Source organism: Streptomyces durocortorensis (assembly GCF_031760065.1).
Taxonomy (GTDB): domain Bacteria; phylum Actinomycetota; class Actinomycetes; order Streptomycetales; family Streptomycetaceae; genus Streptomyces.
Genome location: NZ_CP134500.1, coordinates 2,285,959 through 2,309,015, shown reverse-complemented (window position 1 = coordinate 2,309,015; position 23,057 = coordinate 2,285,959). Strand labels below are relative to the sequence as shown.

Here is a 23,057-nt window from a genome sequence, read left to right as displayed (position 1 = left end):
ATGGCTCCGAGAACGAAGACCACGCAGCCGCCCGCGCCGCACGCCGCCGACAGCCACGACCTGATCCGCGTGCACGGCGCGCGGGAGAACAACCTCAAGGACGTCAGCATCGAGCTGCCGAAGCGCCGGCTGACGGTGTTCACCGGCGTCTCCGGGTCGGGCAAGAGCTCCCTGGTGTTCAGCACCATCGCCGCGGAGTCCCAGCGGCTGATCAACGAGACGTACAGCGCCTTCGTGCAGGGCTTCATGCCCACGCAGGCGCGGCCCGACGTCGATGTGCTCGACGGGCTGACGACCGCGATCATCGTCGACCAGCAGCGGATGGGCAGCGACCCCCGGTCCACCGTCGGCACCGCCACCGACGCCAACGCCATGCTCCGCATCCTCTTCAGCCGGCTCGGCAAGCCGCACATCGGCCCGCCCGGCGCATTCGCCTTCAACGTGCCCTCGGTCTCGGCGAGCGGCGCGATCACCGTGGAGCGCGGCAACAAGAAGGCGGTGAAGGCCACCTTCAGCCGCACCGGCGGGATGTGCCCCCGCTGCGAGGGCCGGGGCACGGTCTCCGACATCGACCTCACCCAGCTCTACGACGACTCCAAGTCGATCGCCGAGGGCGCGTTCACCATCCCCGGCTGGAAGTCGGACAGCTGGTGGACCGTACGGACGTACGCGGAGTCCGGCTTCCTCGACCCGGACAAGCCGATCGCCAAGTTCACGAAGAGGGAGATGCAGGACTTCCTCTACCGGGAGCCGACCAAGGTGAAGGTGGAGGGCGCGAACCTCACCTTCGAAGGGCTGATCCCCAAGATCCAGAAGTCGTTCCTGTCCAAGGACCGCGAGTCGATGCAGCCCCACATCCGGGACTTCGTGGACCGGGCGGTCACCTTCACCACCTGCCCCGAGTGCGAGGGGACCCGGCTGACCGAGGGCGCCCGCTCCTCGAAGATCAAGAAGATCAGCATCGCGGACGCCTGCGCGATGGAGATCCGGGACCTCGCGGAATGGGTCCGCGCCCTGGAGGAGCCCTCCGTGGCCCCGCTCCTGACCGCTCTCCAGCAGACCCTGGACTCGTTCGTGGAGATCGGCCTCGGCTACCTCGCGCTCGACCGCCCCTCGGGCACGCTGTCCGGCGGCGAGGCGCAGCGCGTCAAGATGATCCGCCACCTCGGCTCCTCGCTCACCGACGTCACGTATGTCTTCGACGAGCCCACCATCGGCCTGCACCCGCACGACATCCAGCGGATGAACGACCTCCTGCTCCGCCTCCGCGACAAGGGCAACACGGTGCTCGTCGTGGAGCACAAGCCGGAGGCCATCGCCATCGCCGACCACGTGGTCGACCTCGGCCCCGGGGCCGGTACGGCAGGCGGCACCGTCTGCTTCGAAGGCACGCTGGAAGGCCTCCGGTCCTCCGGCACCGTCACCGGCCGCCACCTCGACGACCGGGCCGTCCTCAAGGACGAGGTCCGCAAGCCCACCGGCGCGCTGGAGATTCGCGGCGCGACGGCGCACAACCTCCGGAACGTCGACGTCGACATCCCGCTCGGCGTGCTCACCGTCGTCACCGGGGTCGCCGGCTCCGGAAAGAGCTCGCTCGTGCACGGGTCGATCCCGGCGGGCGAGGGCGTGATCTCGGTCGACCAGAGCCCCATCCGGGGTTCGCGCCGCAGCAACCCGGCGACGTACACGGGCCTGCTCGACCCGATCCGCAAGGCCTTCGCCAAGGTCAACGGAGTGAAGCCCGCCCTGTTCAGCGCCAACTCCGAGGGCGCCTGCCCCACGTGCAACGGCGCGGGCGTCATCTTCACCGACCTGGGCATGATGGCCAGCGTCTCCAGCCCCTGCGAGGACTGCGAGGGCAAGCGCTTCCAGGCCTCGGTCCTGGACTACCACCTCGGCGGCCGCGACATCAGCGAGGTGCTGGCGATGTCGGTCTCCGAGGCCGAGGAGTTCTTCGGCTCCGGCGAGGCGAGCACCCCGGCCGCGCACAAGATCCTCCAACGCCTCGCGGACGTAGGCCTCGGCTACCTCAGCCTCGGCCAGCCGCTCACCACGCTGTCCGGCGGCGAGCGCCAACGGCTGAAGCTGGCAACGCACATGGGCGACAAGGGCGGCGTCTACATCCTGGACGAGCCGACCACCGGCCTGCACCTCGCGGACGTCGAGCAGCTCCTCGGCCTGCTGGACCGCCTGGTCGACTCCGGAAAGTCGGTAATCGTCATCGAGCACCACCAGGCGGTCATGGCCCACGCGGACTGGATCATCGACCTCGGCCCCGGCGCGGGCCACGACGGCGGCCGGATCGTCTTCGAGGGCACGCCGGCCGAACTGGTGGAAGCCCGCACGACGCTGACGGGGGAGCACTTGGCGGAGTACGTGGGGGAGTGAGGCGGGGCCGTATGGCCCGGTGCCCTCTCCGTCCGCCCCGTCGCACTGCCGGATCAGACGGAGAGGGCACCGCCCTTGACCGCGTCCACGAAGGAGGTCCACCCGGCGGCGGGGATGAGCAGGGCCGGCCCGCCGGGGACCTTGGAGTCGCGGACGGGGACGGCGGTGGGGTGGTGGTCCTGGACTTCTAGGCAGCTGTCCTTGTCGGGGCTGCTGTACGAGGACTTCCGCCAGCCGGGGAGCGGTGTAGTGCGTTCAGTCACGGTGCCCGTACTCCTTTGCCGCTGCCCTGAGCGCGTTCAGCGACTCGGAGAGGGACAGCGCGTCGCTCATGGCCAGAGAGTAAGCGCCTTGGATTCGCTCGACCAAGTGCGGCGCATCATGCAACTTGGCCACCTTCGTGCCTTCGGAGTACGCCACCGGTGGCTGATCCGCGAAACGCATCAGCGTCACCATGCTCTGGTGCAGCGTGCAGATGGGGCCGCCCAGGGGCAGTACGTGGACGCGGATCCGGCCACGCTCTGCCAGACGTACCACGTGCATGATCTGCTCCGCCATGATCTCCGCGCTCCCCGCCACACGCCGGAAGACCGCTTCGTCCAGCAGCGCCCAAACTACGGGTGAGATGGGGCGATCCAGGATCTTGCCCCGCTCCAGACGTGAGACAACGGCCTCGTCACGTTCCTCGTCGCTGTATGGCGGAAAGGCGGAACCCAGCACCGCATCCGCATATCGGCGGGTCTGAAGGATTCCAGGAAAGAAGGCGACGGCGAACTCGCAGATGAACGTTGCCTGCTCTTCGAGCTTCCTGGCTCCCTCGAAGTGTTCCGCGACCGAACGGCCATCCTCCTGAGGGCGGAAGGTTGCCAGCACATTCCCCGTGCCCAGGGCCCTGTCCAGCCGCAGAGCATCCTCTTCGCTCGGCATGCGGCGCCCCGCCTCGATGTGCGAGATGTGCGACCGCGTCATCAACGCCAGATCCGCGAGCTGCTGTTGCGTCAGGCCGGCCACTTCCCGCTGAGCCTTCAACCATGTGCCATAGGTATTACTCACAGCCAACTCCCGTGCGACGAACGCGGTGTCACCACAAACCCTCTGGCGAGCCTAGCCGCGCCGCTCGCACTCTGTGAGTGGATCGCTACTCGGCGAAGAACCACCCCCTATTGCGACGGAGTTGACGCACCCATGAGCGAACAGGCACCGAATTCCGCACGGTTGCTTCCCTGGGTCGGAGTGGACGGCAAACCCTGTTACGTCGTCGGCAACGGCGAGGGACAGGTCTCGCGTGCGGCCGACCGGGTCGAGGCCATGCAGCTGGGCATGGCGTACGAACTCCTCGACCACGCCGACGACATGGTGGATGACGACCGGTCCACGTCCGTCCAGCTACGCCACCTCGCGGCGGCCCTGGCGTACTCGCTGCGGGACGTTCACCGGGTCGCCCGGAGCCGAGGCCTGAGGCTGGGGATTCCCGACGCCTTCGAGCCCGACCACCCGACGGGACCGGGGCTGGTCCGGCTGGGGCCGTGAGACGGGGACCTCAGAGCCCGGCCGTGCAGAACACGCACGCCTCCCAGAACGGCAGCGCGTCCAACACCCGGTGACGTACGCACGAGGCCGTCGCGGCCTCCTGCGGCCCGGGCAGGACATCCGCGTCGGCCTTCGCGGTCGCGGGGTCGAACGCCTCCACCATCGCCCGGTACGTGCGCAGGTGCCCCTCGGCCCGAGGCGCCTCGTAGGCCAGTTCCTCCCATCGGTGGCGGGACAGCGCCAGATCGAGGACGCGCAGCAGGAAGTCCTTGGCTGCCGCCCGCTCCTGCGGCGTGTCCCCCCAGTCGAGCTCCGCCAGGTCGAAACCGACCGCCCCACGCCCCACCACGTTCTGGTCCTGGAGGGTCAGCAGGGCGGCGAAGCGGAAGTCCCACGGCTCGCGGGCCATCGTGGAGACGGCGAGCATGAGCACGTCCACGAACGCGGCTGTGCCGCCGTTGGTCATCTCCAGGTGGTGACCGTCACCGCCGCCGAACAGGTTCATGCCCCGAGAGTAGGAGAGGAAGGAGGCCGACCTCCGATCAGCCGCGTGAAGAGCGGGACGGCGACCTCGCGGAGTTGCCGTAGAGACCGGCTACCGTCTCGAAGGCACCAAGTGCGGCGCCGCCGTGCACGACGACGGTCGGCACGACATGCACCTGCTCGCTCGTATCAGGGCTGACTGAGCCGGTCGTGCAGCCAGGAGCTGATGCCGCTGAGCGCCGTTGCGGCCATGGCGGTGGGGTGGCCCGTGAAGCCGTGAGGCGACTCGGGGTAGACGCGGACCTCGACGTCGTTCCCCGCCGCCGACAACCGGCCTGCCAGCGCAAGGTTGTCCTCCAGCAGCACGTCGTTGCCGCCCACGACCAGCAGCGCCGGGGGCAGCCCGCGCAGGTCGCCGTAGAGCGGGGAGATATCGGGAGCGGTGCGGTCCACGACATGGCCGGCGTACGCCTGGATGAAGTATTCGTCCGCGTAGAGACGACCGCCCGGGGTCTGCGCGCTCAAGTCGTAGGCGCCGTAGCGGAGTGCGGCAGCGGCGAACCGGTCGACGACGCCCCTGTCCCTCAGCCGGAGCAGGGTCGTCAGGGCGAGGTTGGCTCCCACGGAGCTGCCGCCGATCACGAGCCGGGAGGTCCCGAAGCGGGCTTCGGCCTCCTCCACGAGCCAGAGCGCCGCCGCTTCGCAGTCGTCGGGCGCGGCCGGCCAGGGGTGCTCGGGCGCCAGCCGGTAGTCGACACTGACGACGGCGATGTCCAGGGCGTCCGCGAGCTCGCGGTGGCGTTCGTCGCCCCGTGCCGCGGAGCCGGAGTAGAAGCCGCCGCCGTGGATGCCCAGGTAGACACCGCGCGGCGGACCGCCGACGGGCAGGAGGATCCGCACCGGAACGCGTACTCCCGCGGCCTCGACCGTCTCCTCGACGGCAGGCGGATCAGCGGGACGGAAGACGCACTTCTGCTCCCGCACCTCCTTGAGCTCCTCGAACGTCCTGGGCCCACGGCCCGCAGCTCTCGACGCGTAGAAGTCACGGGCTTCGTCGACCTGCTCGGCGGGCACGTCGGCCAGCAGAGCGTCCAGCGCGAATCGCACGCGCCCTCCTCATCCATCCGGGTCACAACGGCCATCCGGGTCTCAGCGGCATGCTATCGCCGCGCGTGCGGGGGCCGTTCGGTCCTGCCGCCGGGCTGGCTATGACGTCTGTCATGAACAGCCCGGCGGCGCCGAGCACGACGACCGTACGGCGGGCGCTGACCGGACCGCTCTCCGCGAACGGCACACTGCCGACCCGGCACTGTTTCCTTCGCGTGGTTCGGCAAGGTCTATGAGCGGGCCAAGGAACGGGAGCGGAGCAGCTGGGGCGCGGAAGCGGTGAACGCCGCCGTGCTCCGGACCGTGGTCCACGTACGGCGGGTGGACCGTACGCCGAGGTCGTCCCGTGGCGTACGTCCCGCGGGCCGCCGTCGATGACCCGGTCGAGGGCGGCCAGGTCTTCGGCGTCGACGCGCCCTTCGAGAGCGCCCCGGATGTGTCCGAAGACCAAGTAGGCGTACCAGCCCGCCCCCTCGGGCAGCCGGGTGCGCAGCTCCCACAGCTCCATGCGCTCCTGCGCCACGGGAAGGCCGGAGGCCGCCAGCAGGGGCCCCAGTCGCCCCCGTCGCGGCAGCCGATCGGCGTGCAGGCCGTCGAGCTCCTCGTGGCAGCGGTCCTCCAGCTCACCGGGCGCAGCACGGCGCGGATGCCGACCAGGGTGCTGGCGGGGGCCGCCCGGGTGGTGCAGGGACGCCGACGCCCGGACGAGGTCGGCGTCGACGACCCCGGGCAGCCCCTGACCGGCGTCGGCCTCCAGCGTGTGCACGGTCACCCAGCCCCTGGCCCCGGGCCGCCGTGACCAGCCGTTCGAGCACGGCGGGCGACCTCATCGGTGAGTCCGATACGGCATGACTCCGGGCCTTCTATGGCTTGGGGCCTTTTCTGCGGCCGTGGCCGAATTTAACGGTGTCGAGTCGACCTGCATGACCGTTATCCATGCTTCCGACGTATCAAACTCCGTTACCTGTTGGTCCGCCGCACAAAGAGGCATGGCCACAGTCACGCACAGTCAAGGGTGCGAGAACGGGACTGCTGCACGGATAAGTGACACTCGGATCGAGGCCGATCACGTCCAGTGTTTCGACGTCCTGTGGGCCGCTCAGTCAGGCGTCCGGCAGCCCCGGGGTTCACGGCCGTGATGCGAGCACCTTCTCCATGGGTTGATTCGGGTGGGGAACTCTCCGGCCCATGTTGCCTTCAAGAGGTGCTTGGGCAAGTAGTCTGAATCGACTTCGATGGGAAAACCCGCATCGAGCGCGAAGCAGGCCATGGCGAGTGGAGCCAGGGCCACCCAGCCGTAGCAGGAGTCGGCGCGTTCCTGGTCAGCCGACCAGTAGTCCTTGTGGGCGCGAAGCGCTTCTTCAAGGGCACGATTGAACTCGTCGTGCTGGCCGGTCGCACGCCATCGGAGGAGGTCCATCGGAGGCCACGTGATCCGAGAGACGTAGTCTTGGTCGGTAGTTGACATAGAGCCGGGTTGGGTCCCTGAGGCGGCTTCAACGAGTTCATCGGAGAAATCCTCCCGGCCGAGCCAGAATGCCTGAAGTGTTTCGATCCAGGCGTAGTGGTATTTGTTGTACACCGCCCCCGACTCACGTAGTTTGGCGATGGGGATCTGGCAAAGGACTGTAAGCCGCTGACCGTTGCGGCAGATCACCGCAAGATAGAAGGCCGTGACCCAATGGCCGACATCGACGAAGGTTTCAGACTGTGTGAAGGCTGAAACAGTGCGTTTCTCATGGTGAATGAGGCACTGCACGTTGGCTTCGGTTGCTGTGGCCGCCGCAAAGATGGCCGATCCGGCCTGCATGGCTGTGACCCAGGCCTCCCATGATTCGACCCATGAGACATCAGGGTCGACGGAAGTCCGTTCGTAGGCTGTGACCAAAGCGGTAGACATGACGCTTTCAAGGGCAAAGGGAGAATCTTCGATTCTCGCAAGCAGTTGCGCCGTGTGCTTCGGGATGGAGGGTTCTCGCCGGGGCAGAAGCTGCCGGGAGATGGTGTGACGTTGCACGGTGATGGTCACGGGGTCTTTATCCTCGAAGAGGCTGAAGTACTGGAGTTCTCTGCCCCCTGCCCGGCCGGTTCTGCCGTTGAACCGAGATATGAAGGATCCCTGGCCCGCTTCCGTGCCCGCGGCGCGGGCACAGTGGGGCCCGAGCGACGGGTGCCAGCATTATGAGGTTTCGGTGAACTTCTCCGTCAGGGACTCGATGAACGCGGCCGCCTCGATCTCGGTGATCCGCACGTGGTCGGTCTCGTTGTGGCCGAGGTCGTACAGCCTGAGGTACTCGGTCGGTTCCCAGCGGAGGTTGCGGGTGAACGCCTCGTCGTGGGTCCGGCCGTCGTCGTCGACGCGTCGACGGACGATGCCGCGAGGACTGTGCTGGGGATATCCGTCGCTGATCTTCGCGAAGTACGTCATCTCGCCCTCAGCGTCCAGGGCGTCGAGGGTGGCCGGGGCCAGCGTGATGAAGGGGGTGGCGGAGGCGTTGCTCCGTACGTCCCGAAGCGGGATCATCACGCCGTTGAGGTCGAGGTACTCCTCCAGGTAGTAGCCGCCGCCCCGCTCGTACATGAGCAGCAGCGGCTCGTACGGGTCGGGCAGGTCCTTCGGCAGGTCACCGTGGGCGGCGCGCAGTTCGGCCCACCGGACGGCCCCGCGGCAGGTGGTCCGCAGCGAGGCGGGGGCGAGTTCCTTGAGGAGCTGCTCCAGCTCCTCGGCCACGTCGGGCGGGATGGTGACGCCGGCGTCGACGTGTCCGGTGATGTCGAAGAACGGCCAGGACTGCTCCGCTTCGTACGCCTGGGCCCACAGAGCTGCTCGGCGCAGGTACTCCCGCATGAGCAGAGCGCGTGAGTGGGCGTGGCGGAAAGCCGCGGCGTCGTCGGCCCAGTCGATGGCGCGCAGCCGGTCCGACACATTACGTGAAGGGTTGTTGCTCACTTCAGTTTCAGCCCCTTGGATCGCAGCTCTTGGAAAACATCCTTCACGAAGTCGTCGAGGTTGGACAAATCCGGGGCTAGCTGCGTTTTGGGGTGCTTCAGGCCGAGTTTCTTTCGGACGGTCCCAAACTCTCAGTTTCTGTCACCGGCAACATCCATACATCTTGCGTGGGTACTTCGACAGCCCGCGCGTCTGCTACAACCTCGGCAAGTTTCCTCGGATTGACTCAGGTGGGGAATTCGCCGAGCCAGGAGCGCTGGAGGAGGTGTTTGGGGAGGTAGTCGGATTCGATGTCGAGGGGGAATTCTGCGTCGTAGGCGAGGCAGGCGACGGCGAGGGCGCCGAGGGCGATGCTGCCGTCGATGTCCATGGCGCGTTCTTCGTCGAGGGTCCAGTAGGCCTTGTGGAGTTTGAGGGCGTCGGCGAGGGCGGGAACGAAGCCTTCACGGTCGTTGCGGACGTAGTGGTAGAAGAGGTTGATCGGTGGGTAGAGCACGCCTTGGAGCAGGTCCTGTGGGGCAATGCGGGCGACGGCGGGGTCGGACGCCTCGATGGTGGCGATGAGTTTGTCCGCGAGGTCGGGGCGTCGGAGCCACCAGCTCTGGAGGGTGTCGACCCAGTGGTAGATGTACTCGTCGTAGGAGCCCTCGGGTGAGCGCAGCCGTTCCAGGGGGATCTCGCTGAGCTGGGTCATCCGGTCCTGGTCACGGCAGATGACGGCCAGCCAGAACGCCGACAGCCACATACCCGCATCGGCGGTTGGGTGAGACTCAGCGACCGATAGAGTCCGCAGCTTCCGGTTGATGCGGCACTCGACGGCACCTTCGGTCGAATGGGCAACAGCGAAGAGTGCTGATCCCAGTTGCATCGAATTGACTGTCGACTCCCACGTCTCCACCGCCGCTGCCCTGGGGTCGGCCGCGCAATGTGCAAGCATGGCCGAAACAGCACTACTGAAAGCGAAGTCGATCAACTCTGTGGAATCCTCCAGATTTTCGATGCGCCGGACAGTGTGCTTGCTCAGACGTCCCGCGGATTGCTCGGCATCGGATCCTGAAGGCGGAGTATGTCGGTTAAAAGCCTCATCCATGCCAGAGCTCCCCCTATGAGACGGAAAGAATTCCGGGGGCCCGCAGGGCAAGCGCAAGCGGCCCGGCGAAGGGTTGATCAGGTTGGGAACTCCCCCGGCCAGTCCCGCTCCAGAAGGGCGATCGGAAGGTACTCGGATTCGACCTCGATGGGGAAGCCCGCGTCGTAGGCGAGGCATGCCACCGCGAGAGCAGGGAGGGCAACCAAGCCGGTGGCTTGAAGGGAGTTGTCCTCTGTGCTCCAGTACTCCTTGTGCCACTGGAGGGCGTCGGCGAGGGCCTGGTTGAAACCGGAGTGATCCTCGCGAACCAGGCGGTGGAACATTTCCATCGGTGGGTAGAGGATCTTCGCCGTCGTCTCGGGGTCGCTGATGTGATCCCGAGACGGATCCGTTCCATCGATCGCCGCCACCAGCTTGGCGCCCAGATCAGGGCCCCCGAGCCAGTAGTCCTGAAGTGTTTCGATCCAGGCGTAGACGAACTCGTCAAAGGGTGCGCTCGATTGCCTGAGCAGAGACACGGGAACCTGGCACAGGGCGGTCAGCCGGTTCTTCTCCCGACAGGCCACGGCGAGGTAGAAGGCCGTCAGCCATGCACCTGCATGCGCGTAGTACTGCGGGCCCGTGGCGTGGAGTGCCCGGTCCTTCTCCGCGATGCGGCAGTGGACCTCTCCTTCAACCATGGTCGCCGTGGCGAACGTTGCCGAGCCGACCTGCATGGCGTTGACCCACGCCTTCCAGGTGGGAAGGCGGGATGCCTCGGTGTCCAGGAGGCAGTGGGACTTCGCGAGCGTGAGCGTCAGCTCGAAGGCGTCACCCAGCCGGGTGGAGCTGGTTTCCAGGCTCTCGATCAATCCCTCCGCATTGTTCTCCAGTACGGAGATGCCTGCCGCAGCGTTCTCCCTTGGAAAGGGATGGCGGGAAATGGTGACCGTCAACTTGATTCTCCTCAGAAAATCTTGAAATGCTTCATATGGGCTCCAGCGTACGTGCCTGGATTCTCCGAGGCTTGAACGAGAACGTATTGCAGAGTTTTGTTCTCGATTGCGGCACGGATCTCCTGTGCATATTTGGCGTCGAGCGGCGATGTCAGCGCGCGCGACTCCATATCGGCGACGATGGTGCGCACGTACTCCAGAGTGCCCTGCTTCACCATGGTGCCACTGTCGAGGCTTCCGTTACCCCGGCGCCAGTCCAGGTTGGCGTTGGGGCCCTTTGCCTCGACGATCACCAGATTGCCGTCCTTGGTTCGCCAGAGTTGGTCGAACCGCTTGGAGCCGTTGGGCGTGTTGGGAAGATCTGTGATCTCCCGGGAGCCTTCGAACCCACCCTGAAGCATGAGGTGGCGACGGGCCGCGTCTTCGCCCAGGGCTTCCCCCAGCTTGCTGTTGTTCGGTACTCCCTCACCGACTGTCGCATCGTACTTCGCCTGTGCTTTGGCGAGCGTGTCGGCGTTGTCGAGGGAGGGTGTGGTTTGGTAATCCTTCCTTGCGGCGGTGAGCTCCATTCCAGCCCGGCGCTTCGCTGAAACGTCGTCCAAGTGCTTGAGATCCTCAGGGCTGACGGTGTCGCGCCCTCGGTGCATGGGCTCCAGCCGGTAGCTTTCACCATTTGCGTACGGCAGATCGTCCGCTGCCATCCAGCCACCGTCGTCCCGCCTGGCCAGCTTTGGCAGGAGCTGGCCGTCGACCTTTCGGCGAGAGCTCTCACGGCGGCCGATTTCGTCGTAGTTCTCCTTGAACCAAGGACCACCCTCGTTCGCCAGTCGCACGTGTTCACGGGTGATCGCCGCACGCTGCTCAGGAGTCCGTTCAGAGGGAGGAACGTCGCGAGCCGCCTCGTACTCCGCGATGGCCGCAGCCTCGTCAGAGGATCGCGCGGGGACATCGTTGTTACGCCCACCGGTGTCCGCTGCCGACGGGCCCGGCACGGTGCTGTCCACCGCAGATCCGCCGGGCGTGTTGTGGCCAACTCCGGTAGCAGGGGGTTCGGGATAGCTGCCGCCCGCGCCCGTACTGTCTGTTCGGGGTGGACCGGGCCTTTCATTGTCCAGGTTGTTCGTCGGCACGTGGTCACCCCGGCCACCCTGGGCCGGGCCGCCGCCTGGTGCGGCGTTGTCCAGGCTGTTGGTCGGCAGGTTGTTCGCGGCCGCCGTACCGCCCGGCAGGTTGTTCGCGGTTCCGCCCGGTGTCCTGTCGAGGTGCGAGCCGCCGTTGCCCGTGCGGCCGAGGTCGTCGCCGAGTCGGCCCGTGTCCCCCAGGTCCGCGCTCAGGCGGATGGGGTCGCCGCCGGTGCGGGCGCCTGCGCCGACGAGGGCCGACTGTTCGGCGGGGGTGCGGGGCAGGGGGCTGTCGGTGTCGGTTCTGATGGGGGCGTCGTCGGTGGGTGTGTCCTTGGGGGCGGCGGTGTGGTGCTGTTTGAGGGTGCCGTCCTCCGTGAGGATATTGCCCTCGCGGTCGAGGTGGATGACGTTGCCGTCGGCGTCGACGTCCTTGATGGTGCCCTCGGGCAGGGCCGTGGTGCCCTGGGGGAGTTTGAGGGAACCCTCCGCGATGGGCAGGGAACCGGCCGGTGGGGCCATGCCTTCGGGGAGGCGGACCACCCCGTCGCCGAGGTCGAGCGCTCCGGCGGGGATGTCCATGCCGTCCGGGAGCTTGACCGTGTTCTTCGGGAGGGCGAACGCGCTGTCGGGGATCGCCGCGCCCTCGGGCAGGTGCAGGGTGCCGTCGGCGAGCTTGAATCCGCCGTCCGGGAGGGTGACCGCGCCCTCGGGGACCGTGGGGATCTCGACGTTGCCCATGCCCTTGAGGCCGGACATCACATCGCTGATCTTCGTGAAGCCCGCCCCCGCGCCCTTGAAGAGGTACGTCATCGGGTCGATGGCCCGGCCCGCCTTGCCCGCGAACGACAGGGCCTTCGCCGCGGCCGCCGCCTTGCCCGCGCCGGCGGCGGCTCCGCCCGTGCCGCCGGTGAAGACGGTGGTCAGGACGTTGAAGGTGACCGCGCCGGCGGCGCGCGAGGGGTTCTCGCTCCACTGGTCCCAGGCCAGGAGGGCCTTGCCGGTCTCCTTCATCGCGGTGCGTGAGTCCCGGAGCCAGGAGGGGAGTTGGTCCTCCGGCGTCATCCAGAACGCGCCCGCCAGCGGGGTGCTGGAGATCGCGATACCGGTGACCAGCTTGCCCAGGCCCGTCCAGGCCTGCTTCGCGGCGTCCCAGCCCTCGGTGCCGAACAGGGTGCCCAGGCCCTTGATCGTGCCCCAGACGCCGTCGACGAAGACGCCCTTGGCGAAGTCCCAGGCGTGTTCGTGCAGGTGCCACCAGGGCTTCGATTCCTGGACCGGGTCGCCCCAGGGCAGGCCCTTGGCGTTCTTCATGGCCTCGGCGTCGTAGCCGTACATGCCCTTGCCGTTGGAACCGTCGTTGGTCTTCAGCTTCTGCCCGCCCGGCACCAGGGCGATGATCTTGTTGTGGCAGGCCCGTTCCACCGCCTGGAACGCCGCCCAGGTCTCGGCGATCTCGTTACGGCGGTTGTTGTTCTCCTCGACCAGGTCGCCGTCCTCGCGCCACTTGTCGTCCGCGTCGGCCTTGGCGAGGAACGTCCCCGCATCCCGCTTGAGCTGCTTCAGCTTCTCGACCAGCGGGTAGGCGTCGTCCGAGTAGGCACTCAGCGCACTCGCGATGGTCGCCACGTCCGACTTCAATGACGCACCCCGGTCCGCGACCGGCTTCGTCACCGCGAACAGCTGCTCCGCCTCCGGAGCCTTGTAGAAGGCCTGGAGTCCGCCGAAGCTGCTGTGGATGTCCCCCGCGGCCGTGGCGATCTTCGCCCCGCCCTTGCTCAGCGCGGTGACCGTGGTGTCCAGCAGCGCGAGGTCACCCGTGAAGACCGGTATGCCCTCCAGATTCACCGGCTGGTTCTCGCTCACTTGCCGGCCCCCAAGTCCTTCAGCACGTCCAGGCGGACCGACTTCGCCGCGTTCTGCGCCTGCTTCGCGGTGTCGAGGTCGCCCTCCACGTACTCGTTCGTCGCCGTCGCCGCACCCAGAACCGCCGCCTGGATACGCTCGGCCATCGACTTCAGCTGCGACTGCCGCGCCTGCGCGTACTGGCCCAGCGCCGCAGCCACCGGACCTGTCGCCGCCCGTGACAACGGGGCCTGCCCCGGAGCCACCGGGCCCTGCAACGGAGTGCTCGCCGCCGTGCCCGGCACCGCCGTACCCGCCGCCTGCGCTGCCTGCGACAAGTTCTTCATCAACGCGGTCAGCGCCTTCTCCAGGTCACCGGCATGCCCCCCGACCACCTTCAGCTGACCCTGAACACCCTGCGGTTTGATATCCCACGCCGACACCGACAAGCCCCCGAAACGCCCAACCAGTCCTGAACCGCTGTCCTTACCCGCTCTTGCGTCAGCCGATGTTGTCCACTGCCGCCTTCGCCCGCGCCAGCGTCTGCGTGGCCGTGCCGTCGTTCTTCTCCAGCGTCGTACGCAGCAGCTGAATGATGTTCCGCACCTCCTGCGAGGTCGCGTTCCACCGCAGCTCCTTGCCGTGGTACTCGTCCGCCACACCGTCAGCGGCGAAGTCGTTCATCGCCGCCTTGACCTGCGTGTCCCGCGCCGTGATCACCTGCTCCAGCCGGGCGATCACCGCCTGCATGTTCCCCTGTACCTCGGTCGAGGCACTCGTGTCGTACGACCGCCGGTCCGTGCTGCCCGCCATCACCCATCAACTCCCCGTCAGTGAAAACCTGTACGTGCCTGTCGCTGCGCCGCTGTCAGCGGCCGCCGAACCTCGCCGCGTCGAAATTCGCCGACGCCATCTGCGACTTCGCGTTCTCGCCCTGCTCCTGATCACCCGAGCCGAACGCCGCGTCCATCCCGGACTGACCGCCCAGGATTCCGGAGAGCGACGCGTTCAGCGCGGCCGTGATCTCGTCCGCACGGTTCTTGAAATCGTCGAAGGCGACTTTTCCCGCCCCGTTGAACTTCCCCTCCAACGGTTCCGCCGCCGCGATCAACTGCCGGATCAGCGTGCCCAGGTCCGTACTCGCGCCCTGCGAATGCGACACCAACGTCGACAGGACCGACGACCCCATGTCGAACTTCATCGGGTTCCCCCACCGTCTCGAATGATCATATGAATGTTCGGATTCATGTCTATCAACTCAAGCGTCACTACTGCAATCAGCAATCGAGCCGATCGTCATTGGTGACCAACTCATGACATCGGGCAGAAGGCCGCCCGTGCCCTAAGCGCCCTTCAGATGCCGTACGAGCCTCTCGAAGTCCTGCCACCCCGACAGGTCCGAGGGGTCCCCCGGCAGCGGGTAGTACAGCGCAGGCCTCGTCCTCGGGCCGAGCTGCACCGGCGGCTCGGACAACGGAGTGCGGCGGGCCCGGTCGTCCGGCATCGCGCGGACCTCCTCCGGGCCCAGGACGAACGCCAGCGGGACCCCCGGCCCCTCGAAGCGCGGCGGTACGGCCAGGTCGCGTCGTGCTTTGCGAAGTTGTACGAGCATCGACTGGAGGCGGTGGCGGGTGGCGAGCGCCTCGGCCGCCGCGGGGAGGGCGTCCAGCGGGGGCTTCTCGTCGCTGCCGTAGCCGAACGCGAGCGTGACCTCCTCCTCCACGCCCGCCTTCGTCCGGGTGACGCGTACGGTGGCGATCCCCGGGCGGTCGCGGTGGCCGACCACGACGAACCAGGTCGGCTCGGGCGCCCGCTCGTGCGCGAGGTCGGTCAGCCGGGCCGGGGACCACGGGAGGGTCGCCGGTTCCGAGGTGCCCCAGCCCGCGGGCGGCCGGCCCGTCAGCTCCCGCCACACCGTCTCCAGGCCGCCGCCGAGCACCAGCCGCTCGTCCGCCGGGTGCACCATGCGGAAGGTCAGGGCGAGCTGGCGTTCACCGGTGTCGCGGACCCGCTGGTAGGCGGCCGCCACCGGAGTGCTCGGGTCGCCCTCCGTCGCCTCGGGGGAGACGAGCGGGGCGAACATGCCGTCCTGCCAGCGCAGTACGGCGCCGGTCAGCCCGTCGTAGTAGCCGTCCTCCTCGTCCTGGACGATCCAGCGGGACGGCCATCCGCCCAGCGTGTCCCGTACGGCCGGGGAGAGCGAGGTGCCCGCCGGGCTGACGATCTGGAGGCCGATCCCGGCCTCCGCCGCCGCGCGGAACGCGTCCGAGAGCCACGCTGTCATCGCCACCACCGGGCGGTCCTGGATGACGACCGCGACCTTCTCGGTCAGGACGTCGATCGCGGGCTGGGCCGCCGCCGGCTCCGGGGCCACGCTCACCCCGTCGGTCTTGACCACGGCGAGCGAGCCGGTGGCGTCCGGCGGCCAGGCCGAGCCGCCGATCAGCGAGACCAGCCGGGTCGCGAACGTACCCGCGAGCTGTTCCGCCTCCGCGACGCCCGTGGTGGCGCGGGCCTCCGTCCACCAGTACGGCACCGGGGGCGCCGTGGTCCCGAGCAGCCGTTCCGCCTCGCCCTCGACGGAGACCAGCAGCGGGGCCTCCACGGAGACGAGAGGGCGGCCCTCGGTGTCGCAGAGCTGCACCACGGCCCCCTCGCCCCGCGTGCCCACCAGCTTGTCCGGGCCGCCGGAGAGCAGGCCGGCCAACACGGCCCAGGGATCGGGCATCCGGGGGGTGAGAGCGATGACGTCCTTGGTCATGGGAGGGGCGTCCTGGCCTTCCTGCGTCGGCGGGAGATGAATGGGGGTGCGTGGGCCGCAGCGGTCTGTGCGCCGTCTGGATCAGACGGATGCGGCTCGCAGCGGTCTGTACGCCGTCCGGATCAGACGGATGCGGGTCACATCGGTCTGTACGCCGTCTGGATCAGGCGGTTCGGCTGGCCCCGGCGGATGAACACGCCGCGTCCCGGTGCCTGCTGGGACGCGTACACGCCGGGGAACAGCTGGCCCTCGCTGCGGTCGCCCGTCATCAGCAGGGCCGAGGCCCCGGACTCCCGCAGGCCCTGGACCAAAGGCTCGTACATGCCCCGCGACGCACCGGCGACCCGGCGCGTCAGGACGAAGTGGAGGCCGATGTCGACCGCCGAGGGGATGTACGGGAGGAAGGCCGACAGCGGAGACTGTCCGGCGGTCGTGAGTACGTCGTAGTCGTCGACCAGGACCACGATGCGCGGGCCCTTTCCCCAGTTGCCCGGCTCCAGGTCCTCCAGGCGGGCGTTCTCGTCGGGCAGCCGCTTCTCCAGTTCGGTGGCGATGCCCGCCGAAAGGCCCGCGCACAGCTTGGAGTTGTACGCGTAGCCGCCGTTGAACTCCTCCGGCACCGCACCGCGCAGCGAGCGCCGGGGGTCCATCACGGCGAACACCAGCTCGTCCTCGCGGTACCGGTCGATCAGGCCGTGCGCGATCGTCCGCAGCAGGTTCGTCTTGCCGCACTCGCTGTCCCCCAGCACCAGCAGATGCTGGTCGTGCTCGAACAGGTCGAGCAGTACGGGTGCGAGGGCGGACTGGTCGAGCCCGATCGGTACGCGGGTGGGCTCGGCCGCCGGACCGGGTAGCGTGTGCGGCTCCAGAACGTGCGGCAACACCCGTACCGGCTGGGCCACTTCGCCGCTCCAGGTGGCGCGGACCGAGCGGGCCGTGCGTTCCAGGACCGTCCCCAGGTCCACCGTGTCGGCGGCCCCGTCCGTACGCGGCAGGGCCACCTGGGCGAAGAGCTTCCCGTCGGTGAGGATCCGGCCGGGCTCGTCCGGTGACAGGGTCTCGGCGAGCTTGCGGTCGATGCTGGACTCGCTGGGGTCGTTCAGCCGGAGCTCGACGCGGGTGCCGAAGTTCGACTGGATGGCGATGCGCACGTCGTTCCAGCGCAGCATTCCCGCGACCACGTGGATGCCGTAACCGCCGCCCCGCTTGAGGATGTCGGCGATCGCGTCGTCCAGCTCCTCGAAGTCGTCGCGGAGCGCGCCGAATCCGTCGATGACGAGCAGGATCTCGGCCGACGCCAGTTCGGGCAGCCTGCCCGCCGCGTGCAGGGTGCGCAGTTGCTCGACCGAATCGATGCCGTGCTCGCGGAAGAGGTCCTCGCGCAGCGCGAGCATGGTGCGGACCTCCTCGACGGTGCGGGCCGCCCGCTCCCGGTCCGCGCGGCCCGCGATGCCGCCCACGTGCGGCAGCCCCGACAGCGCCTGGAGGCCGCCGCCGACCAGGTCGAGACCGTAGACGCCGACCTCGCGCGGGGTGTGGGTGAGCGCGAGGGAGAGGACGAGGGTGCGCAGCAGCGTCGTCTTGCCCGACTGCGGTCCGCCGATCACCGCCGCGTGGCCGCCCGCCACGGTGAGGTCCAGGAACCACTTGCCCTGCCACTGCCGCGCCGGGTCGTCGAGCAGGCCGACCGGGACGCGCAGCGGTCTGCGGTCGCCCGCCGTGCCGGCTCCGGCCAGCCGCATCCCGTGCGGGCCGATGTCCAGCGGACCGGCGACGGTGTCGAGGGCGGTGGCGGTGGGCAGCGGGGGCAGCCAGATGCTCCGTACGGGCGGCGCGGCACCGGTCAACTGATCGACCATGACGCCGAGTTCGGTGGGGCCCGTCTCGCGGCGGCGGGACGCGGGTTCCGGGGAGTGCCGGGTCTCGTCCGGACCGGCCAGGGTGTTGAACGCCTCGTACGGCAGGGCGAGCGGACCGGCCTCCTCCTCGTCGGCGGTGCGGACCGGGCCTCGGTAACCCCCGGACACGTAACCGGCCTTGAAGCGGGAGTAGTGGCTCGTGTCGACCTTCAGGTAGCCGAATCCGGGCAGCGGAGGCAGGTGGAAGGCGTCCGTGGTGTCCAGGACCGTGCGGGACTCGTCGGCGGAGAAGGTCCGCAGACCGAGGCGGTAGGAGAGATAGGTGTCCAGGCCCTTGAGCTTGCCGCCCTCGATGCGCTGGCTGGAGAGCAGCAGATGGACGCCGATGGAGCGGCCGATACGGCCTATGGAGAGGAACAGGTCGATGAAGTCCGGCTTGGCGGTGAGCAGTTCGCCGAACTCGTCGATCACCACGAAGAGATGCGGCAGCGGGTCCAGATCCGGCCGCTTCTCGGCGCGGAGGGCCGCGTAGTCCCCGATGTCGGCGACGTTCCCCGCGTCTTTGAGTGCCTGTTGGCGGCGCTTGACCTCACCGGCGAGGGAGGAGTGGACGCGTTCGACGAGCCCCGCCTGGTTCTCCAGGTTGGTGATGACCCCGGCCACGTGCGGCAGGTCCGCGAACGGGGCGAACGTCGCCCCGCCCTTGTAGTCGACCAGGACGAGTGCCAGGTCCTCCGGCGGGTGCGTGGCCACCAGAGCGAGGACGAGTGTCCGCAGCAGTTCCGATTTTCCCGAACCGGTCGCGCCCACGCACAGTCCGTGCGGGCCCATGCCCAGCTCGGAGGACTCCTTGAGGTCCAGCAGCACCGGCTCGTGCGAGTCGCTGATGCCGATCGGGACACGGAGGAAGGCGCGTTCGCCGCGCGGCGCCCACAGCCGGTCCAGGTCGAGCCGGGCCACGTCGTCGATGCCGAGCATCGTGGCGAACTCGACCGGCCCCGACAGCGGGGCGTCGGCGAGCGACTCGGCGGACAGCCGCAGCGGCGCGAGCATCCGGGCCAGGCCCTCGGCGTACGGGATGCCCGCCTCGTCCACCGTGCCGTGGGCCTCCAGGGGCTCCGGGGCCCGGAGGTCCTCGATGGTCACGTCCGTGCCGTCGACGGTGATGCGTACGGAGACGTGCCCCGGCTCCTGCACCCGCCGCTCCAGCAGGTGCAGGACGGTGACGCCCATCTCGCGCAGGCTCACGGCGTCGTCCGGGCGCGGCAGGTCGACCGCGTCCTCGCCGTGCCCGTCGGTGACGACGAGCAGCCGGGAGTTCATCGACAGCGCGTCCCGCCCGGCCAGCCCGCGCCGGACCTCGGCGGCGTACGAGGCCCGGCGGCGCAGCTCCGGACCGAGCTGCCGGGCGAGCTGAGGGGCGGAGGGGGCGATGCGGCGGGCGGCGACCGGGCCGTCGAACCGCTCGGTGTCGAGCAGATGCGGCAGCCACTTCGCCCACTCCCAGTCGTCCATGCGGTCGCCGGGCGCGGCGAGGGCGATCGCCACGTCGTCGGGGGCGTGCAGGGCGGCGGCCTGGACGAGCAGCGCGCGGGCCACCCGCAGGCAGTCCTCGCGGGCGCCGATCACGCTGACGTTGCCGATCCGGTCCAGCGGGACGGTGAGCGGCAGCTCGGTGCCGTTGCGGAACCGGTTCACCAGCGCCGACGCCTCGTTGAGCATGAAGAGGTCGGGCGGCGTGAGCACCGTCGACCCCGGCTCGGCGATCTGGAGATCCCGTACGGGCATCTCGCCGGTGCCGACCCGTACCCGCAGGAAGTCGTCGTCGACCCTGCGCCGCTCCCACAGGCGCGCCGGGTCGCGCACGATGTCGTACAGGGCGTAGGGCGGGGGGTTCAGCACGTCGGCGTGTTCACGCCGCTCGCGCTCCTCCGCCGAGAGCTCCTCGCGCAGGTCCTCCACGTAGGCCAGGTAGGCCTCGCGCTGGGTGCGACGGGTGCGCTGGGCCTTGCCGCGCTGGGAGAAGAGCAGGGCGACGGAACCGATGACGGTGACCACGAGGACGAGTGCGCCGAGTGCGGCGAACTGGCTGTTGCGGACGACCGTCATCATCACGACCGACGACATGACCCCGGCCACGGGCAGCAGCGACATCGCGATGTTGCCCGCCTTGCCCTCGGGGAGGTTGGGCGGGGCCTCGATGGTGCGGGGCGCGGGGGCGGCCGGCGGGCGGGTGGTCCGGGCGGGGCGGTGGATCAGACGCGTACTCATGGGCGTTACCGGCGCTTCTGGGAGAGCTGGAAGACCTCGGCGGCCAGCCGGGTGGCGGCGAGCCGCGTCGGCCGGGCGAGCAGTTCGGTGCGCAGGGCGCCGCCTTGCGCCAGATGCCGGTCGTGGGGCAGCACGTGCACGGCCGCGCCGGTGGACCGGAGCTTCTCGGCGGCGGCCGCCAGGTCGATCCCCGGGCGGGCCGTCGTAGCGGTGAGGGCGACCACGGTGCCCTCGATCATGTGGCGGGGCAGCCCCTGCATCCACTGGAGGACCGCGTACGTGCTGGTGATGCCGTCCAGTGTGGCGGGGGCGACCAGGACCCGGGCCTGGGCGGCGGAGAGCGCGACTCGGGCGACCTCGGCGGGCAGCGTCTCGCAGTCGACCACGGTCACGCCGAAGTAGCGGCGCAGCGCCACCATGACCCGCTCGTAGGCGGAGGCGTCCAGCATGGCGCCGATGCGGCCCTGACTGCCGGGCAGCAGCCAGGCGTTGTCGGGGAGCTGGACGAGGTAGCCGGTGACGTCGAGCAGCGACATCTGTGGTTCCACGAGGTCGGCCAGATCGGCCGTGGTCCAGCGCAGAGTCTCCGCGCCGACGCGCAGGGGCAGCGAGCCGAGCGCGGGATCGGCCTCGACGAGGAGGACCGGGTCCTGGCGGTAGTGCGCGTACGCCGTGCCGAGCAGGGCCGCCACGGTCGTCTTGCCCGCACCGCCCCGGATGGAGGTGACGGCGATCTGCCGCCCGGTCGTGACCGGCTGCTGGAGCGTCCCGGCGGTCCGGGTGAGTTCGGCGACCTCGCGGGCCGCCGAGGAGGAAACGATACGGCGCACGGCGCGCGACGCCCGGACGACGAGCGGTTCACCCCGCAGCGGCTTGCGTGCCGTGCCGGTCAGTGCGCCGTCCACCACGGGCCGCGAGTCGGGGGACCGGTAGGGGCGCCGGGGGCCTGCCGGACGGGGGGCGGGGGAGCGCGGGGCCGGGGCGGCCGGGATGGCCGGGGTGGCCGGGGGGTTGTGTCCGGCGGGGGCGGCAGCGAGGTGCTCGGTGGGTGCTGAAGGGGCCGGAGGGCCGCCGTCAGGGCCCGCCGCGTGCCGGTCACCGGGGCGGTCGCCAGGGGGGCCACCGGGGCGGTCGCCGGGGTGGTCACCGTGCCGGTCGCCGGAGCTCGCCGCCTGCCGCGGGGGTGTACCCCTCAGATCGCGCAGCACATCACCCTGCCAGTTGTCCGCGTTCGGCATGTCTGCCCTTCTTCTCCGCTCCGCCGCCCCGACCGGAGCCGCCCGCGCATGGATGTCAGAACTTGTTGAGCAGCTGGCCGTACATACCGAACACCCCGATGGCGAGCGGGAACATCCCCACCATGCCGATCGACTCGACCAGGTCGGCGGTGCGCCGCAGCCGCACCCGTACGTGCTCGGGAGGCTCCACCGCCAGGGCGAGCAGCGGCAGCAGCGCCGCCGCGCCGAGCACGGCCACGGGGCCCGCTGCCCCGGACGCCTGTTCCATCCACAGCATCACGAGCCGTACGAACAGGACCCCCGCGGCGGCGAACAGGGCCACCACCTCGGCCACCAGCGGAAACGCGCGGGCCCTCGACAGCAGCACCACCGCGACCAGCGAGGACAGGAGCACCGTCCACACGGTCGGCCGCGCGGCCAGGGTGAGCAGCCAGCCCGCCGCTGCCGCCGACACCGCGGTGACGACGGTGGCGAGGGCCAGCCCGCGGTGCGTGGCGGCCAGCGCGTTGGACACGTCGTGGCGGCTCACCGACATTCCGCCCGAGCGCCGGTCGTCGAGCGCCGTGAGCCCGGAGGCCATCAGGGCGAGGCGGGGCAGCATGCCGAGCAGGACCATGGAGAACACGGCCATCACCGCGCCGATCCGGGCAGGATCGGACTCCACCGCGGCCACGGCCTCCCACACCGCCGTCACGGCCGCCGTGGCCCCGGCGCCGATGAGGCCCCCGCGGCCCAGCGGGGAGAAGACGCCGAGCAGCGTCAGCGCCAGGGCCACCGCCGCCGCCACCGCGGCGAGCCGGGCGGGGCCCGGCCAGCCGTACGCGTCGGCGGCGGTCCAGGCCGTGAGAACGCCGAGGCCGCCGGAGACGAACAGCAGCGCGGTCGCCAGACCGCGGTTGCCGGACCCGAGCCGGGAGATCAGCGCGCCGCCCACCAGGAGGACGGCGGTGACGACCGCGAGGGCGCCGGCCAGCGCGTCGAGCGGGAACTCGCGGCGGGCCAGCAGGGCGGCGAGCACCGCGAACACCACGGTCGCCGCGCCTGCGCCGACCCGTCGCACGGCCGGACGCCAGCGCCAGGCCTGTAGGTCGAGGCTGTCGGCCACCTGGTCCGTGACGTCGTGGACCACCGGGGCGGGCGGCGCGGCGTGGGTCCTGACCAGGCGGAGCACGGCCCCGTCGCTGACCCCGGCCGAGGCAAGGGTGCTGTCGTGCGGCAGCGCCGAGCCGTCGGAGGTGATCAACTGCCGGGTCAGCGGCCGTGAGGCGGCCCGGTCGTCCAGCAACTGAAGAATGTCCGGAAGCAGTTGGCCGATAGGCGTATCGGAGGGCAGCACGATGTCGGCCCGCCGCCGCTCGCCGACGAGGGTCACCCGGCTCAGTTCCGTGCGGGATGTTATTGCTGTACTCGCCATTTACGGCAACCTATCATCGCGACTTTCCGGAATTTCGGGCCAATTGGGCAAAGTGCACCGTGATT

At 69.4% G+C, this 23,057-nt stretch carries 19 protein-coding genes; 3 read left to right on the top strand and 16 right to left on the bottom strand.

Annotated elements, in window-relative coordinates; genetic code table 11:
• Positions 1 to 2,388 carry an excinuclease ABC subunit UvrA gene (locus tag RI138_RS10150; RefSeq protein WP_311119645.1) on the top strand — a complete coding sequence of 796 codons (2,388 nt, stop codon included), beginning with the start codon at positions 1 to 3 and terminating at the stop codon, positions 2,386 to 2,388.
• Between the two features lie 53 nt (positions 2,389 to 2,441).
• Here RI138_RS10150 and RI138_RS10145 read toward each other — a convergent pair whose 3' ends face one another.
• The gene (locus tag RI138_RS10145) at positions 2,442 to 2,651 is read right to left on the bottom strand and encodes a DUF397 domain-containing protein (protein ID WP_311119644.1); all 210 of its coding nucleotides are present in this window, start codon (positions 2,649 to 2,651) and stop codon (positions 2,442 to 2,444) included.
• Entirely contained in the window at positions 2,644 to 3,441 is a 798-nt protein-coding gene (locus RI138_RS10140) for a helix-turn-helix domain-containing protein (protein WP_311119643.1), read from the bottom strand. Before RI138_RS10140 ends, RI138_RS10145 begins: the two co-directional genes overlap by 8 nt.
• Positions 3,442 to 3,573: 132 nt before the next feature.
• Here RI138_RS10140 and RI138_RS10135 point away from each other — a divergent pair, with 132 nt between their 5' ends.
• A complete protein-coding gene (locus RI138_RS10135) occupies positions 3,574 to 3,918 on the top strand; it encodes a hypothetical protein (protein ID WP_311119642.1) in 345 nt (114 codons plus the stop codon).
• Between the two features lie 10 nt (positions 3,919 to 3,928).
• On the opposite strand, the gene RI138_RS10130 is transcribed toward RI138_RS10135, so the two are convergent.
• Both RI138_RS10130 and RI138_RS10120 read right to left on the bottom strand, forming a co-directional pair.
• On the bottom strand, positions 3,929 to 4,423 hold the full coding sequence (locus tag RI138_RS10130; RefSeq protein WP_311119641.1) for a hypothetical protein: 495 nt from the start codon (positions 4,421 to 4,423) through the stop codon (positions 3,929 to 3,931).
• A 167-nt stretch (positions 4,424 to 4,590) separates the two neighbouring features.
• A complete protein-coding gene (locus RI138_RS10120; protein ID WP_311119640.1) occupies positions 4,591 to 5,508 on the bottom strand; it encodes an alpha/beta hydrolase in 918 nt (305 codons plus the stop codon).
• Positions 5,509 to 5,854: 346 nt separating this feature from the next.
• Between RI138_RS10120 and RI138_RS10115 the strand changes: the two genes are divergently transcribed.
• Positions 5,855 to 6,307: a hypothetical protein gene (locus tag RI138_RS10115; protein ID WP_311119639.1), complete on the top strand. Its 453-nt coding sequence runs from the start codon at positions 5,855 to 5,857 to the stop codon at positions 6,305 to 6,307.
• A gap of 300 nt (positions 6,308 to 6,607) precedes the next feature.
• Here the strand turns inward: RI138_RS10115 and RI138_RS10110 are convergent, their stop codons facing one another.
• The 12 genes from RI138_RS10110 to eccD form a co-directional block, all read right to left on the bottom strand.
• A complete protein-coding gene (locus tag RI138_RS10110) occupies positions 6,608 to 7,537 on the bottom strand; it encodes an immunity 49 family protein (protein ID WP_311119638.1) in 930 nt (309 codons plus the stop codon).
• A gap of 150 nt (positions 7,538 to 7,687) precedes the next feature.
• Positions 7,688 to 8,458, bottom strand: a complete 771-nt coding sequence (locus RI138_RS10105) for a hypothetical protein (protein ID WP_311119637.1) — start codon at positions 8,456 to 8,458, stop codon at positions 7,688 to 7,690.
• 226 nt (positions 8,459 to 8,684) lie between these two features.
• Complete coding sequence (locus RI138_RS10100) at positions 8,685 to 9,395, bottom strand: immunity 49 family protein (RefSeq protein WP_311122837.1); 711 nt, start codon at positions 9,393 to 9,395, stop codon at positions 8,685 to 8,687.
• A gap of 230 nt (positions 9,396 to 9,625) precedes the next feature.
• On the bottom strand, positions 9,626 to 10,483 hold the full coding sequence (locus tag RI138_RS10095; RefSeq protein ID WP_311119636.1) for an immunity 49 family protein: 858 nt from the start codon (positions 10,481 to 10,483) through the stop codon (positions 9,626 to 9,628).
• Between the two features lie 11 nt (positions 10,484 to 10,494).
• A complete protein-coding gene (locus RI138_RS10090; protein WP_311119635.1) occupies positions 10,495 to 13,470 on the bottom strand; it encodes a hypothetical protein in 2,976 nt (991 codons plus the stop codon).
• Positions 13,467 to 13,892: a DUF6507 family protein gene (locus RI138_RS10085; protein ID WP_096625744.1), complete on the bottom strand. Its 426-nt coding sequence runs from the start codon at positions 13,890 to 13,892 to the stop codon at positions 13,467 to 13,469. Before RI138_RS10085 ends, RI138_RS10090 begins: the two co-directional genes overlap by 4 nt.
• 58 nt (positions 13,893 to 13,950) lie before the next feature.
• Positions 13,951 to 14,262: a pore-forming ESAT-6 family protein gene (locus RI138_RS10080; protein ID WP_311119634.1), complete on the bottom strand. Its 312-nt coding sequence runs from the start codon at positions 14,260 to 14,262 to the stop codon at positions 13,951 to 13,953.
• A gap of 55 nt (positions 14,263 to 14,317) precedes the next feature.
• A complete protein-coding gene (locus tag RI138_RS10075) occupies positions 14,318 to 14,650 on the bottom strand; it encodes a hypothetical protein (protein WP_311119633.1) in 333 nt (110 codons plus the stop codon).
• Positions 14,651 to 14,791: 141 nt separating this feature from the next.
• Positions 14,792 to 16,210 (bottom strand): DUF6177 family protein, encoded by a 1,419-nt coding sequence (locus RI138_RS10070; RefSeq protein ID WP_311119632.1) that lies wholly within the window; start codon positions 16,208 to 16,210, stop codon positions 14,792 to 14,794.
• A 137-nt stretch (positions 16,211 to 16,347) separates the two neighbouring features.
• Positions 16,348 to 20,340 carry a type VII secretion protein EccCa gene (gene eccCa / locus RI138_RS10065; protein WP_311119631.1) on the bottom strand — a complete coding sequence of 1,331 codons (3,993 nt, stop codon included), beginning with the start codon at positions 20,338 to 20,340 and terminating at the stop codon, positions 16,348 to 16,350.
• Between the two features lie 5 nt (positions 20,341 to 20,345).
• Positions 20,346 to 21,578 (bottom strand): MinD/ParA family ATP-binding protein, encoded by a 1,233-nt coding sequence (locus tag RI138_RS10060; protein WP_311119630.1) that lies wholly within the window; start codon positions 21,576 to 21,578, stop codon positions 20,346 to 20,348.
• Positions 21,579 to 21,633: 55 nt separating this feature from the next.
• A complete protein-coding gene (gene eccD, locus RI138_RS10055; RefSeq protein ID WP_311122836.1) occupies positions 21,634 to 22,977 on the bottom strand; it encodes a type VII secretion integral membrane protein EccD in 1,344 nt (447 codons plus the stop codon).
• Between the last annotated feature and the right edge of the window lie 80 nt (positions 22,978 to 23,057).